14 protein-coding genes are annotated in these 15,337 nt (G+C 37.7%); all 14 read right to left on the reverse strand.

All coding sequences use genetic code 11. The features are described from left to right. Positions 1 to 116 precede the first annotated feature (116 nt). Complete coding sequence (gene rpsP, locus FFM61_RS04310) at positions 117 to 389, reverse strand: 30S ribosomal protein S16 (protein ID WP_042493385.1); 273 nt, start codon at positions 387 to 389, stop codon at positions 117 to 119. Between the two features lie 90 nt (positions 390 to 479). Then, positions 480 to 1,928 carry a signal recognition particle protein gene (ffh, locus tag FFM61_RS04315; RefSeq protein WP_074427501.1) on the reverse strand — a complete coding sequence of 483 codons (1,449 nt, stop codon included), beginning with the start codon at positions 1,926 to 1,928 and terminating at the stop codon, positions 480 to 482. A 4-nt stretch (positions 1,929 to 1,932) separates the two neighbouring features. Then, positions 1,933 to 2,274 (reverse strand): putative DNA-binding protein, encoded by a 342-nt coding sequence (locus tag FFM61_RS04320; protein ID WP_074427500.1) that lies wholly within the window; start codon positions 2,272 to 2,274, stop codon positions 1,933 to 1,935. A 5-nt stretch (positions 2,275 to 2,279) separates the two neighbouring features. Then, the gene (ftsY, locus tag FFM61_RS04325; RefSeq protein WP_137604603.1) at positions 2,280 to 3,467 is read right to left on the reverse strand and encodes a signal recognition particle-docking protein FtsY; all 1,188 of its coding nucleotides are present in this window, start codon (positions 3,465 to 3,467) and stop codon (positions 2,280 to 2,282) included. 12 nt (positions 3,468 to 3,479) lie between these two features. Next, positions 3,480 to 7,034 (reverse strand): chromosome segregation protein SMC, encoded by a 3,555-nt coding sequence (gene smc, locus FFM61_RS04330; protein WP_074427498.1) that lies wholly within the window; start codon positions 7,032 to 7,034, stop codon positions 3,480 to 3,482. A 9-nt stretch (positions 7,035 to 7,043) separates the two neighbouring features. Then, entirely contained in the window at positions 7,044 to 7,742 is a 699-nt protein-coding gene (gene rnc / locus FFM61_RS04335) for a ribonuclease III (RefSeq protein WP_074427497.1), read from the reverse strand. Positions 7,743 to 7,864: 122 nt separating this feature from the next. After that, positions 7,865 to 8,107, reverse strand: coding sequence for an acyl carrier protein (gene acpP, locus FFM61_RS04340; protein WP_074427496.1), 243 nt, complete (start codon positions 8,105 to 8,107; stop codon positions 7,865 to 7,867). Positions 8,108 to 8,164: 57 nt separating this feature from the next. Next, entirely contained in the window at positions 8,165 to 9,199 is a 1,035-nt protein-coding gene (gene plsX / locus FFM61_RS04345) for a phosphate acyltransferase PlsX (RefSeq protein ID WP_074427495.1), read from the reverse strand. Positions 9,200 to 9,296: 97 nt separating this feature from the next. Next, positions 9,297 to 11,333: an ATP-dependent DNA helicase RecG gene (recG, locus tag FFM61_RS04350; protein ID WP_074427494.1), complete on the reverse strand. Its 2,037-nt coding sequence runs from the start codon at positions 11,331 to 11,333 to the stop codon at positions 9,297 to 9,299. 126 nt (positions 11,334 to 11,459) lie between these two features. After that, entirely contained in the window at positions 11,460 to 13,148 is a 1,689-nt protein-coding gene (locus FFM61_RS04355) for a DAK2 domain-containing protein (protein WP_074427493.1), read from the reverse strand. 24 nt (positions 13,149 to 13,172) lie between these two features. After that, positions 13,173 to 13,535, reverse strand: a complete 363-nt coding sequence (locus FFM61_RS04360) for an Asp23/Gls24 family envelope stress response protein (RefSeq protein WP_042493369.1) — start codon at positions 13,533 to 13,535, stop codon at positions 13,173 to 13,175. A 142-nt stretch (positions 13,536 to 13,677) separates the two neighbouring features. After that, positions 13,678 to 13,878: a 50S ribosomal protein L28 gene (gene rpmB, locus FFM61_RS04365; RefSeq protein WP_074427492.1), complete on the reverse strand. Its 201-nt coding sequence runs from the start codon at positions 13,876 to 13,878 to the stop codon at positions 13,678 to 13,680. Between the two features lie 118 nt (positions 13,879 to 13,996). Beyond that, entirely contained in the window at positions 13,997 to 14,665 is a 669-nt protein-coding gene (locus FFM61_RS04370) for a thiamine diphosphokinase (protein ID WP_074427491.1), read from the reverse strand. Then, positions 14,665 to 15,324 carry a ribulose-phosphate 3-epimerase gene (rpe, locus tag FFM61_RS04375; protein ID WP_074427490.1) on the reverse strand — a complete coding sequence of 220 codons (660 nt, stop codon included), beginning with the start codon at positions 15,322 to 15,324 and terminating at the stop codon, positions 14,665 to 14,667. Before rpe ends, FFM61_RS04370 begins: the two co-directional genes overlap by 1 nt. Positions 15,325 to 15,337 lie beyond the last annotated feature (13 nt).

Consider the following 15,337-nt stretch of genomic DNA (forward strand, 5'->3'; position numbering starts at 1 on the left):
GTCAGATTCGCAAGCTATATTTCACAAACTCTTTAAGTCAATTTCACGATTTTCACGCTGTTTGACATAGAGCCAAAAAAAGGAATCCATTATTGGATTCCTTTTTTACTATCAAATTACTTTGAGTACTTTGCAGTATGATACTTTTCCATGATGCCAGCGTTTGACAACAAGTTCTTAACAGTATCTGATGGTTGTGCACCATTGTTCAACCATGACAAAACTAGTTCTTCATCTAGCTTTACTTCTGATGGTTGTACTAGTGGGTTGTAAGTTCCCACTGTTTCAATAAAACGACCATCACGTGGTGAACGTGAGTCTGCAACAACGATACGGTATACAGGGTGCTTCTTTGAACCCATGCGCTTTAAGCGAATTTTAACTGCCATATTTTTATAATTCCTCCAGTCGATTTCTACATGTATAACTATAACAAACTATTTAACTGCTGTAAAGTGTTTTTCCTTTACACTTTAAAATTAACGTCTTTTCTTTTTATTTTTCCGCATTTTTCGGGCCATTTGTTTCATAGCGACATTCGCCATTTTACCCTTCATGCCACCACCAGGGAAGCCAGCACCACTGCCGCCGCCCATAGCATTCATCATTTGCTCCATACCCGCCATGTTACCGTTCATCACACCACTCATCATCTTCTTCATTTGATTAAATTGTTTAATCATGCGATTAACTTCAACAATTGGACGACCGGCTCCTGCAGCTAGACGGCGTCTACGTGACGGATTCAAAATATCTGGATTTTCACGTTCAGCTGGTGTCATTGACATAACAATTGCTTTAATATGCGCCATATCTTTGGGATCAATTTTAGCATTCTTTAAAGCTGGATTATTTGCCATTCCTGGAATCATTTTCATAATGTCTTCCATCGGCCCCATGTTTTGTAATTGATCCATTTGATCAATAAAATCATTGAAATCAAACGTATTTGACTTCATCTTTTCCATGGTTTCTGCAGCTTGCTTTTCATCATAATCTTTTTGGGCTTTTTCAATCAAAGTCAGCAAATCACCCATACCAAGAATACGACTAGCCATTCGATCTGGATAGAAAATATCCAAATCAGTCATTTTTTCACCTTGACCAACAAATTTGATTGGCTTACCAGTCACTGCACGAATTGATAAGGCTGCTCCACCACGTGTATCACCATCTAACTTGGTTAAAACAATCCCGGTAATATCAAGACGGTTATTAAATCCTTCTGCTGTTTCAACCGCATTCTGTCCGGTCATGGCATCAACAACCAACATAATTTCATCAGGATGTGCGATATCTTTGACGTCAGCTAACTCTTGCATGAGCTCTTCATCGATTTGTAGACGTCCAGCCGCATCAATAAAGACGTAATCTGACTTCAATTCAGCCGCTTTTTCCATTCCGGCTTTAACAATATCACGCGGATTAACATCCGTTCCCATTTCAAAAACAGGAACATCAATTTGCTCACCCAAGGTTTTCAATTGTTCAATGGCAGCCGGACGATAAACGTCGGCTGCAATCATCATTGGTCGGGCGTTTTGTTCATTCTTTAACTTAAGCGCTAACTTACCAGCAGTTGTCGTTTTACCAGCACCTTGAAGACCAACCATCATAATAACAGTTGGAATCTTAGGTGATTTGTTCAATGGTACATCAGACTCACCCATCATTGCTGTCAATTCATCATTAACGATTGACACAATTTGTTGGGCTGGATTCAAACCATCCAGTACCTTTGCACCTGTTGCTTTTTCACGAACATTGCGCACAAAGTCTTTTACGACTTTAAAATTAACGTCGGCTTCTAATAATGCCAAACGAATCTCACGCATCGTTTCACGTAAGTCGGCATCTGTAACTTTACCTTTACGTCGTAAGCCACTTAAAGCTTGCTGTAGTCGATCTGTTAAACCTTCAAAGGCCATTGCTTTACTCCTCTTCTAATGTCACTAATTGCGTTGCTAAACGAATTAAGTTCTCGTCATTAGGATATTTTTTTTGAATATACGTATTTAAATGGTCAGCTACTTGCTGTCTATGTTGATAGTCATCATAAAGATGTAACTTCACTTCATAGTTTTCTAGTAACTGAGTACTTCTTTTAATATTATCATAAACAGCTTGACGTGAAACCTGATATTCTTCAGCAATTTCACCCAAAGAATAATCATCAGCATAATACAGTTGCAGATAATCATTTTGTTTTGTGGTTAATAATGGTTCGTAAAAATCACATAACATATTCAAACGCATGCTTTTTGCTAATTCCATGATATTTACTCCGTTAATAAGCTACCAAACAAACTTTTAGCAAAGTCATTTGCCTCAAATGGTTGGATATCAGTTACATTTTCACCTAATCCAACCCATTTAACTGGTAAGTGAAGCTCGTTTCGAATTGGTAAAATAATACCACCTTTGGCAGTACCATCTAATTTAGTCAAAATAATACCCGTGACATCGGTTGAATCTTTAAACAATTTTGCTTGCTGAACAGCATTTTGACCAGTAGTTGCATCAAGTGCTAACAAAACTTCTTGCGGTTCATTTGGTAATTCACGTGTAATGATTCGCTTCATCTTAGCTAATTCTTGCATCAAATTAACGTTATTTTGTAAACGACCAGCCGTATCAACAAATAAAATATCCGCCTGTGTATCAATTGCTGTTTTAACCCCGTCAAACACCACTGAAGCTGGATCTGCTTTAGCAGTTCCTGTTACAACTGGCACACCATTACGCTCCCCCCAAGCAACTAATTGCTCAGTAGCACCCGCTCTAAACGTATCTGCAGCAGCTAAGACTACTTTTTTACCAGCATTTTTATAATAAGCTGATAATTTACCAATTGTTGTTGTTTTACCAACACCGTTAACACCCACAAGCAAGATAACTGTTGGGCCTTGTGGCGCAAAATGCATTGATGCATCTTCATCAATTCCTTGACTACGATATAGCGAAACCAGCTTATCAACAATGACTGCCGAAACTTCTTGCTTACTCTTAGCATTTTGTAGTTTAACTTCATCACGTAGTTCTTCAGTTATCTGAATTGCTGTTTGTGCACCAACATCCGCACCAATTAAAGTCTCTTCTAAGTCATCAAAAAAGTCTTCATCAACCGAACGGAAATTTGCCATAAAGGCATTCCAACGCTCTGACCATGTCTTTTTTGTCTTGCTTAGACCCGAATCTAATTTTTGGCTAGCATTTTCTGTTTCTGTTTCTGTTTCTGTTTCTGTTTCTGTTTCTGTTTCTGTTTCTGTTTCTGTTTCTGTTTCTGTTTCTGTAGTATTGCGAATTGGCAAAATAATGTCAACTGCTTTACCTGGCATTGGCTGCAATACTTCTACGACAACCACTTTAACTGGTGGCATACCATTTTCCCAACTACTTGGGTATAGCACTTCAATTTCAACAATATCCTCAACTGGCTTTTTCTTAAAAAAATCAAATAAACCCATACTTATTTCCCCTTAATCTTCTACGAGCGTTTCGTCCAAGTTCGTTAAATTAACCGACACCATTGCCGAAACTCCTGGTTCTTGCATCGTCACACCATAGAGCACGTCAGCTTGTGTCATTGTACCCTTGCGGTGCGTAATGACAATAAATTGTGTCCGTTGATTAACTTCATGTAAGTAATTAGCAAAACGATCGACATTGGCTTCATCTAATGCTGCTTCAGTTTCATCTAAAATTGCAAATGGTACTGGACGAACAGCTAAAATTGCAAATAACAAACTAATTGCTGTTAATGCTTTTTCACCACCTGAAAGCAAACTCATTTGTTGGAATTTTTTACCAGGTGGCTGCGCTTGAATATCTATCCCACTAGTTAATAAATTATCGGGGTCGGTTAATACCAAAGCTGCTTGACCACCACCAAACATCTTGACAAATATCTTTGAAAATTGTTCTGCAATCTCATCAAAGGTTGTTTTAAAACGTGTTATCACTTCTGTATCCATCTCAGACATTGTTTCTTGCAAGTTGTCCTTGGCTGCAATCAAATCATTTTGTTGCTGTGTCAAAAAGTCATATCGTTCTTTAACCTCTCGGTATTCTTCAACAGCATGAATATTAACATGACCAATTTCCACTAACCCTTTTTGCAATAACTTTAACTTTGTGCGAATTGTCATAATGTCCAAATCAAGTAACTCTGATTTAGCAAATTCAAAAGATATATCATATGTTGTTTCTAATACCTTTTCATTATTATTTATTAACGACTTTAGCTCACCTAAGCGACCATTAAGTTTTGAAACAGTTGTCATTGCATCATTTAATGTATCTTGAATTATATTTAAATCTTCATTTAGATCAACATATTTTTGTTCGACATTTTGTAATGCAATTTGCACCTTTGCCAAAGATTCTTGCGCTATTTGCTTTTTGTCCTGATTCAATTTAATTTGTGCACTTAATCGTTGTTTGACATCGTCGCCATCTTTCATGAATTCATCAAGTTGTTGTGTAAATTCTGTAATTTGTTGGTGCTCAGCTTCTTTTTGCGTCAACAAATCTGATTTGCGAACTTCTAAGGATGATACTAGTGCCTCTGCTTTTGATAATGCGGACTTATCATCACTTAGTTGTTGATCAGCTTGATTAATTTCTGATTGCAATTGTGTTTGCGTTGCAAGGTCCTCATCAAGTTGCTGTTGTAAACGTTGCTGTTTATTAGCCAACTCAAAAACTGCCTGTTCGTTTTCTGCAACCGTTTTTTGTTGACTTTGTTGTCCAGCAACCAGATGATAATCATATTGTAGCGCAGTTTGTTCTTTATTTAACTGCTCAAGATTGGCTTGGGCTAATTGTAAATTAGCTTTTTGTGTCTGTACTTGTTCATTAAGTGTGAGTACTCGTTGTTGCTGGTTGTTAAATGTCGTTGTCGTACCCGTCAACTCATGATCAGTTTGCTTAACCTGGTTCTCTAACGCAAGAACTTCTGCATGCAATGTTTTTTCCTGATTAATCAGCTGATCAATTTCCGTTTTTTGTGACAGTAATCCATTACCATGTTGCCGATTCGCACCACCGGTCATTGAACCACCTGCGTTCATTACTTGACCATCTAAAGTTACCAAACGAACACGATGCTGCAATTGCTTTGCAATTATAATCGCTGCATTCATGTCAGTCACAATTAAAGTTGTACCTAATAAATTGGCAACAATATTTTGATATTCAGATTTTGTTGTCACTAGGTCAGCTGCAATTCCAATCACACCTTCTAACTGATTTAAAGTAGCCAGCTGATAATCGGACAAATGCCTACCCTTAATTGTTGATTGTGGCAAGAAAGTTACTCTACCTAACCGATGTTTTGCTAAATAATTAATAGCTTGTTTTGCTACTTGCTCATTGATAACAATAACATGCTGTAGTGCAGCACCTAAGGCTGTTTCAATCGCGATTTTATGTTCTTCTTGCACCGTAATTAAATTAGCAACAACTCCTTGAATGCCAGTAAAATTACTTTGTGCCTTCATCAAGTTTTTTACACCTTGATAATAACCATCATAATTTTCAGCAACATGTTGTAATGACTGCAAACGAGTACTCAATCGTTGCTCTTGGGCCATTTTAGTAAACCATGCTTCTCTAACGTCATGCCGCTGTTGCTCTAAACGCTGACCTTCTTTTTTTGTAATTTCAAAGGCTTGTTTTGCCTCTTCTAAGTTTTGTTCAGCCGCTTTAGTTGCAGTTTTTTCCTCATTAACCTGAGTTGACACGTCTGTGAGTCTTTGCTTAATTTGTGCTGCCCGCTTTTTTAAACGTAACGACTCTGCATCACTACGTTCATTCTCTTGTGCTAAATAGTTTCGTTCATTTTTAGCACTAGTTAAGTCTTGCATTGTCGTAATTAATGCTTGTCGTACTTGTTCAATATTTTGATTAAGTTCGCTTAATTTTGTACGTGGATGCGTTGTCGCCACTTGCTGTATTAACTTTTGATAATGTTCATATTTTTCTGTTTGGACAATTAATTCATGTTCACACTGCTCATATGAATGATCAATAACTGCTAATCGTTCTGTCGCTAATGCCAACCGGTCTTGTAACGTTTTAATAGTTTCAGTGCGGTTTTTATGACGCTCAGCTAACAGATTTTTTTTACCAGTTAATTTTTCAATTTGCTGAATGTGTGACAGCAATGCTTCCTGATATGACTGTTGTTCTTGATTTAGTGCAATACGCTGTTCTCTGAGCTTTTCAATTGCTTCTTTTTTATCCTGAACCAACCCTTTTTGTCGTTCATAAGCTGCCTGATTTGTCGTTATACTAGCCGCTAATTGATTTTTTTCTTGATACCAGTCTAATAATTCTAAAACAATTCGTGATTGATCTAATTTATCATATGAGGCTTTGGTCGTAATATAATCTTGCGCTTTTGCAGATTCTTGGGCTAATGGTTCCACACGATCTTGCAACTCATATAAAATATCAGCAACACGTGTTAAATTATCATGAACATCAACTAACTCTTTTTTGGCTTTATCTTTATTTTGCTTATATTTATAAACACCTGCAACATCCTCAATAATACTTCGTCGTTCGATAGGTTTTTCACTAAAAATACTTTCTACACGCCCTTGCGAGATAATTGAAAAACTTTCACGACCCAAGCCAGAATCCATAAATAATTCATAAACATCTTTTAATCTGACATTAACACCATTAATTTGATAGTTTGAATCACCATTGCGATAAAGGCGTCTTGTAATAGTGATTTCTGAGTATTCTGAATGCAAGTAATGATCAGTATTATCAAATGTTATTGCGACTTCAGCACGATTTAACGGTGCACGTTGTGTCGTACCGCCAAAAATGACATCTGCCATTTTATCACCACGTAGTCCTTTAGCAGACTGTTCTCCCATGACCCAACGAATCGCCTCAATAATATTTGACTTACCTGATCCATTGGGACCAATAACCCCGGTAATTCCTGGCATAAATTCAATTTTGGTTCGTTCAGCAAACGACTTAAAACCAGTTATTTCCAAAGTTTTTAATTTCATTTTATCTTCCTAATCGTTCATTAAAGATTGGTAAGCTTTGCGTGCAGCCCTTTTTTCTGCATCCTTGGTAGACTTACCAGTACCAGTTGCTAATGGTTCATTATCAACAGCCACTTGCACAGTAAAAATTTGTTCATTATTTGAAACAGCTTGTTCATCTAACTTATTATAAGTGATTTTTACAGAACCATCTCGCTGTAAATATTCTTGTAATTTTGATTTATAATCAATAAATTGATCATAGAAACCTTCATCAATCTTTACAAACATGATGTCTTCTAAGAATTGCATAACCGTTTCTTGTCCTTGGTCTAGGAATAAAGCACCAATAAAGGCTTCCCACAAATCTTCTAATAGCGAATCACGATTGCGTGCCCCTGATAGTTCTTCTCCACGTCCTAATTGCACATAACGATCTAGATGCAACTCACGTGACAAAGCTGCGAATGCTCTTGTCTGGACCATTGAAATTCTCAACTCTGTCAATCGACCTTCATCCCAATTTGGAAAACGTTTAAATAGATAAACAGCAGTTGATTGTTGCATAACCGCATCCCCCAAAAATTCAAGTCGTTGGTAATCGTTACCTGTGTAGCCAGGATGCTCGTTGATATAATTGGCCTGTGTTAAAGCTTCTTCTAGCAATTTTATATTATCAAAATGGATATGATGATCTGCTTCTAAATCTTGTTGTAGTTGTTTAAACATAGTCCTACCTTCTTTTTTATATACACTATTCTATTATACCAGACCATTATCTTTCTATATTAGTTTTTAGGTGGTAATTAACAAAAAATGAGGGTTGCTTGACCACAACCCTCATTTTTTATTTACTTAGTGTGTGCAGCAATATAATCAACAGTATTATTAACCGTAATTAATTGTTCAGCGTCCTCATCAGAAATTTCAGCACCAAATTCATCTTCCATTTCAAGTACTAGTTCAACAAAATCAATTGAATCAGCATCAATGTCTTTCGTAAAATTAGTCTCGCCTGTTACTTTAGCTGCATCCAATTCAAAATGATCAGCGACTAGTGTTATTACTTTATCCAAAATTTCTTGTCGTTCCATTATTACGTTACTTCCTCTTCTAAAAATGATATTTTTAAATTTAATAATTAATGTATTCTAATCAGTTGATTTTGACAAATCAGATTTATGTTCAGCAACAAACTGTTGCGTCTTTGTTACCAAATCTGTTTCTAGCATCGTGTGAATTTGCTTCATCGTATTAGCAACTGCACTGGGACCAGCTGAACCATGAGTCTTAACAACTGGTGCCTTCACACCAATAACAACTGCACCACCATGTTGTGAGTAGTCAAGTCGTGATTGAATTTCTTTCATTGCAGGCTTCAACATTAAACCAGCTACTTTTGTTTTAATATTACCATCTAAAATTGCATGCTTAATCAAGCGTAGCATCGATAGCGCAGTTCCTTCTGTAGCCTTCAATGCTGCATTACCTGAAAAGCCATCTGCGACAACTACATCTGCCGGTCCTTGCAAAATATCACGTGATTCAACATTACCAACGAAATTAATATATTGCTTTTCACCACCATGCTTAAGCAATTGATGCGCTTCTTTATGGACTGCGTCTCCTTTATCCTCTTCGGTACCATTATTCAACAAACCAACACGTGGATTTGTGAAACCAAGGACTTCTTGCGCATAAAATGAGCCTAGAATACCATATTGATATAAATGAGTTGGTCTGTTTTCAGCATTAGCACCAACATCCATCATAGCAAAAGCATCATTTGGGCCATCTAAAGCAGGTAAAACAGTCAACAAAGCTGGCCGATCAATACCTCGAATACGTCCGACAGTAAAAATTCCCACTGCTAACAACGCACCTGTATTCCCAGCAGAGAAAATCGCATCAGCATCACCATCTTTAACAGCTTGTGCTGCCATTACTAATGAACTTTTTTTCTTACGACGAATCGCTTTGACTGGCTCTTCACCCATTTCAATTATTTCATCTGATTGGACTAAAGTTAAGCGTGTTACATCTTTCACCAATGGCTTAACTTTATCAAGTTGACCGAATAGCAAGAATTCAGTATCCTGCATATTATCACGTGCCTGTTCAATACCTGCCACAATCGCCTCTGGGGCATTATCACCGCCCATTGCATCAACAGCAATCTTATACATAATTAACTCCCTCACGGATTTACATAGACTTTTTTATAATTGCAATACTATAAAATGTACCACATTTTAGTAATTTGGTGAAAACTTAAATGCTATTTTAATCAAAATTACGATAACGATCCATCGTTTCCGACAGCATTTCTGCTAAAGCTTTCATATCAGGTGACTCATCCCAATCTGAGTTAGCAACAATATCAATTGATTCTTCTTGCGCAATATTCATCATTGTTAAATCAGCAATCGGATCACCAACCCTAAATTCGGGCACACCTGATTGTCGATTCCCTAAAACATCACCTGCACCACGTAATTCTAAATCTTTTTGCGCTAATACAAACCCATCCGTCGTAGCAACCATCGCTTCCATTCGGTCGATACCATATTGCGTTTTGGGATCACTTACTAAAAACGTATAGGCTTGGCGAGAGCCACGTCCAACACGGCCACGTAACTGATGCAGTTGTGACAAGCCAAAACGATCAGCGTCTAAAATCATCATGACTGTTGCATTAGGTACGTCCACACCAACTTCAATCACCGTCGTAGCAACCAAGACTTGAAACTCATTGTGCTTAAATGCACTCATGATCGTTTCTTTTTCATCATTTGACAGACGACCATGTAAAAGACCAACTCTAAAATCTGGTGCAAAATACGCAGAGAGCTCTTCATAAACAGCCTGCGCATTTTGAACATCCAACGTTTCTGATTCTTCGATTAGAGGTGTCACCACATACGCCTGTACACCACTAGTGAGCTGTTCTTTGATGAAACTAATTGCTTTTTCAAATTGATTATGCCGTAACCAATAAGTCTTGGTTTGTTTACGGCCTGCTGGTAATTGATCAATAATTGAAACATCCATCTCGCCGTAAGCCGTAATCGCTAAAGTTCTTGGAATAGGTGTCGCTGTCATAGCTAAAATATCCGGATTAATCCCACCATTTCGTAGCGCAGCTCTTTGTTGGACACCAAACCGATGTTGTTCATCAATCACCGCTAAACCTAAATTATGAAACGCAATATCTGGTTGAATTAATGCATGTGTGCCAATGATAATATCAATATCGCCCATCACTAAATCATCTAAAATTTGGCGACGTGCTGCTGCCTTAGTGGAACCCGTTAATAACTCTACGCGTACTTCATTTGGATCAAAAAAATTACCAATGGTTTGGGCATGTTGTTGTGCCAATATTTCAGTTGGGGCCATCAATGTTGCTTGCATACCCGCAGTAATAGCTGCATACATCGCTAAAACCGCAACAACTGTTTTACCAGATCCCACATCACCCTGTAATAATCTATTCATATGTACCGGTCGGCGCATGTCACGAACAATTTCATTAACAACTTTCTTCTGCGCAGCCGTCAATTCAAACGGCAATTTTTTAATAAAGGCCTTTAATTTGTCATTGTTATAATCAACTGACCGGCCTTGATTATGACGATCCATTTGTTTAATCACTTGTAACCGCATTTGAAAAATAAAAAATTCCATAAATGATGCTGTTCTGCGGGCAGCAGCAGCAACTTGTTCATCAGACGGTGCATGCATTCCAAATACAGTATCATGGTAGTTCATTAGGCGATATCGTTTTCTTAAATCATCTGGAATAATTTCTTGGGATAATTGTGCTTTATACTTTCCTAATGCTTGTAAAATTAAATCCTTAATGGTTCCAGCTTTAATTTCTTTAGATGATGGATAAATGGCTTCTAATTCATCTTCACTATTTTTAGGCATCATTTTAATCGCAGCTAAACTTTGGTGCGTTTTACTATATGTACCATAAATCGCAACTTCATCACCGACATCAATATTTTTACCAAGCCATGGTTGATTAAAAAAAGAAATTTGAATCGTATCATGCTCAATTGTCATCCTAAAATTTAAACGTGTTTTTTTAAATCCCATTCGACTTATTACAGGTGGGGATGTCACAACGCCCTTAAATGTCGCCTTTTCACCATCTAGTGCTTGTGACGGTAATTTTTGTGCTAAGTCATTATAACGACGTGGATAGTACGTTAGTAAATCACTAACAGTAAAGACGCCTAATTTATTTAAAGCTTGTTCTCGTTTTGGACCGACACCTGATAATTCTGCAATACTATCAAGTAAACTAGGCATACTTCTCTCCGATCATCTATTAAAACGAATAAAAGATCCTTAGTAGCTAAGCACTAAAGACCTTTTCTTAATTCTGACATACTTCTGTAGCTCATTCATGTCAATGTGCTAACCCACGTTAGAACTTTATTCAACTGAAATCAAAATTGGATATAATGGTTGACCACCATCATGAATTTCAAATTCTAATTCGTCATCCAATGATTCACCAACTTGTTGCAATGCTTGCGCATCAGCAACATTGGCATCTTGACCATAATAAATTGTTACCAATTCTGATTCTTCATCAGTCATTTTTTCAAGTAACTTTGCAGCTGCCTGATTAATATTAGCATCTGGCACTGCAACAACGATTTCACCATCTAACAAACCAATCGCATCACCAGTTTGAATAGACAAACCGTTAATCGTTGTGCTACGAACTGATGTCGTCACAGAACCTGACTTGACATCAACCAATGCATCTTGCATTGATATCACATTTTCTTCAAGTGATTTCATCTGGTCATAACCCAAGACTAGTGCTGTTAGGCCTTGTTGCATCGTCTTTGTTTTAACAACCTTGACTGGTATATCTGCTAGCTCAACTGCTTGTTCAGCTGCCATCACAATGTTCCCATCATTTGGCAAAATAATAGCAGATGTTGCATGACTATCAGTAATAGCTTTCAACAAATCTTGAGTTGAGGGTGCTTGTTGACTATCAATGATCACAGTAGCCCCAGTAGAAGCAAAAATTTCTTTAATGCCTTCACCAGCAGCAGTTGTAATTACTGCAATCTCAGGTGATTGTGTCTCTGTTCGCACTGCATGATTTTGAGATTTTTGCTCAGCAGCAACAGTTGCTGCTTCTACTTGTTGATCACGCATGTTATCAACCTTCACTTTACGAAGTGAACCAAATTGTGTCCCCCAGTTAATCACATTACCTGGATCTTCAGTGTGCACATGCACTTTAACAACATCGTCATCATTAATAACCAATAAAGAATCGCCTAACTTAGCCAAATGATTGTAAAAAGTATCATAATCAAAATCTTGATTATATGTTGTTCCCTTGGCAATGTCTACCATAATTTCAGTACAGTAGCCATAAGTAATATCATCAGGATTCAACTCACCTTGTACACCTGCATTGTGCAATGACAGCACCATTGCATCTAGGTTGGCATTATCTAGCTCAGTCTTAACTTCTTGTCCTGATAAAACAGCATAAAATGCACTCAAAACAATCACTAATCCTTGACCACCTGAGTCAACAACCCCAACTTCTTTTAATACTGGTAACAAATCAGGCGTCGAGGCCAAAGCTTTTTCAGCTGCTGCCAAAGCATCCGCCATAACTTGTGTTGCATCATCAGAACTTTTAGCTGTACGATTTGCTGCTGCTGCCGCCTCACGAATAACAGTTAGAATAGTTCCTTCGGTAGGCTTCATAACTGCCTTATAAGCCGTCTCAGCACCACCCATTAGTGCATCTGCTAAATCACGTGCTGATAAGTTTTCCTTATCTGCAATTTTAGCAGCAAAACCACGAAATATTTGTGACAAGATAACCCCAGAATTACCACGGGCTCCCATCAATAGGCCCTTAGCAGTCGCTTTAGCTAACTGACCAAGGTGCGTATTAGCTTCGTTTCGCTCGTATTCAGCGCCACTTGCCATTGACAAAGTCATGTTTGTACCAGTATCGCCATCGGGAACCGGGAAAACATTTAATTTATTAATTTTTTCCGCATTATTTTTTAACGCATCAGCTGCTGCGTTAATCATTTTACCAAATTCAACATTAGTAATTGTCGTTACAACTTCCACCGTATTCAACTCCTTATAACCAGGCTAATCTCCTAGTATACGCACACCTTGAACCGTTACATTGACACTGCTAGCAACAATGCCTAACATTACATTCAAATCATTCTTCACACGTGCTTGTACACTTTTTGAAATTTCGGAAATCTTCAAGCCATACCCAACAATAATATGAACATCTACTGTGACGCCACCATCTTGTTGACGAACAACCACGCCCTTTGAGAAGCTATCACCATTTAATATTTGATTTACACCATCACGCAATGGATTTTGGCTTGCCATACCAACAACACCGTAGTTATCAGTTACAGCACCACCCACGATTGTTGCGATGACATCATTTTCAATTTCAATTGCACCTTGTGCTGTTTGGATCTTCACTGCCATTAGAATGACCTCCATATTAAGCTATATATTATTTTACCACATGTGCTGACCGTTTAATTTATCTATGAACCATCATAATCATGTTTATTAATATACAAACGCTAGATAAAGAAAAAAGCTACCAAACGGTAGCTTTAAATTCTTATACACGCTCAATTGAACCGTTCTTCAAACCAGACTTCAAAGTACGAGCTGATAGGTACACCTTCTTAGGTGCTGAACCGTTAATCTTAACCGTCACTTTTTGCAAGTTTGGCTTCCAGCTACGACGACTTGAGTTAAGGGCGTGTGAACGTTGGTTACCGAAACGAGTACGCTTTCCATTGACTGCATCAACTGCCATATGTTTACCCTCCAATCTTAAGCTCTTTTAATTCAGTGCTTTTATTTACTTGAATAATAATACCAAACCAATGCACAATAAGCAAGGGTTTTGTGTAAAGTATTTTTACTTTACACTTTTATTGCTCCGCAGTTTGTCCAATTAAGTCCCGACTTTGTATCACTGCGACAATGCCACTTTCGAACGAAAAATGATTTTCATTGCCTACAAATTCATTAGATGAGAATGAAAATGGATTACCTGACCAATCCTTTAGATGGTACTTTTCATCAACTAATGTTAAACCAGTAACGGGTGTTAATGGCATAAAACCAAGATATTTCATATCTGGATCTTTCATAATCTTATGCTCGCCAGGTAAGTAAAAATTAATGCGGTTAATACGATCAATAATTGTGACTTTTTGAAGCATATTTTCAAATCTAGTTTGCGTAAAAATCCAAATATTAGACAATAATTGATCAATTCGGCCACCTGTCGCACCATAAATTTCAATTTCATCTGGATTATATTGTTCTTGAATTAAGGTTAATAATAATTCTGTATCTGTATCATCCTTTTCAGGCTTTACACTCCCAATATTAGGCAATTTTTCAATGATATCCCGCCGTTCTGTTTGTGTAACGGAATCAAAATCACCAACTGTCAAAATCGGTGTTTGTCCCAAAGCCAACAGACGTAATGACCCTCGATCTGCAGCAGCCCAAGGCCCCGACAATTGTCCACTTTTTAGACTATCAGGCCATTCAGAAATGGGACCACCAACTAACAAACGTATGCGTTCCATTAATCTGTCGTAACCGCCTTTAAGCGGGCAATTTTGGCAACTGGATCTACTTTATCATATACATATGAACCTGCCACTGCAACGGTTGCGCCAGCTTCATACGCCAATTTAGTCGTCTCATCATTAGCACCACCATCGATTTCAATATCAAAATCGTAGCCTTTTTCTGCTTTAATTTTTGCCAATGTTGCAATTTTAGCAATCATTTCAGGCAGAAACTTTTGTCCACCAAACCCTGGATTAACAGTCATAACTAATACTTGATCAACCATGTGTAGTACAGGCTCAATCAAAGATACTGCGGTTCCCGGGTTAATAACAACTTCTGCTTTAATACCATGTCCCTTAATTTGTTGCAAGGCCCGATGGATATGATTTGTTGCTTCATAATGCACGCCAATAATATCAGCACCAGCTTGGGCAAATTCATCAATATAACGTTCAGGATTAACGGCCATTAAATGCACATCCAAAATCATTTTAGTTTTTGGTCGTAACGCTTTTACCCAATTAGGACCATATGCAATTGATGGGACAAACAACCCATCCATCACATCAATGTGTAACAATTCTGCCCCAGCTTCTTCAACTGTACGGACATCACGTTCCAAGTTCAAATAATCTGCAGCTAAAATTGATGGTGCTACCTTAATTGTCATAATTTTTTCCCTC

It is taken from the genome of Weissella hellenica (assembly GCF_005405545.1).
In the GTDB taxonomy this organism is placed as follows: domain Bacteria; phylum Bacillota; class Bacilli; order Lactobacillales; family Lactobacillaceae; genus Weissella; species Weissella hellenica.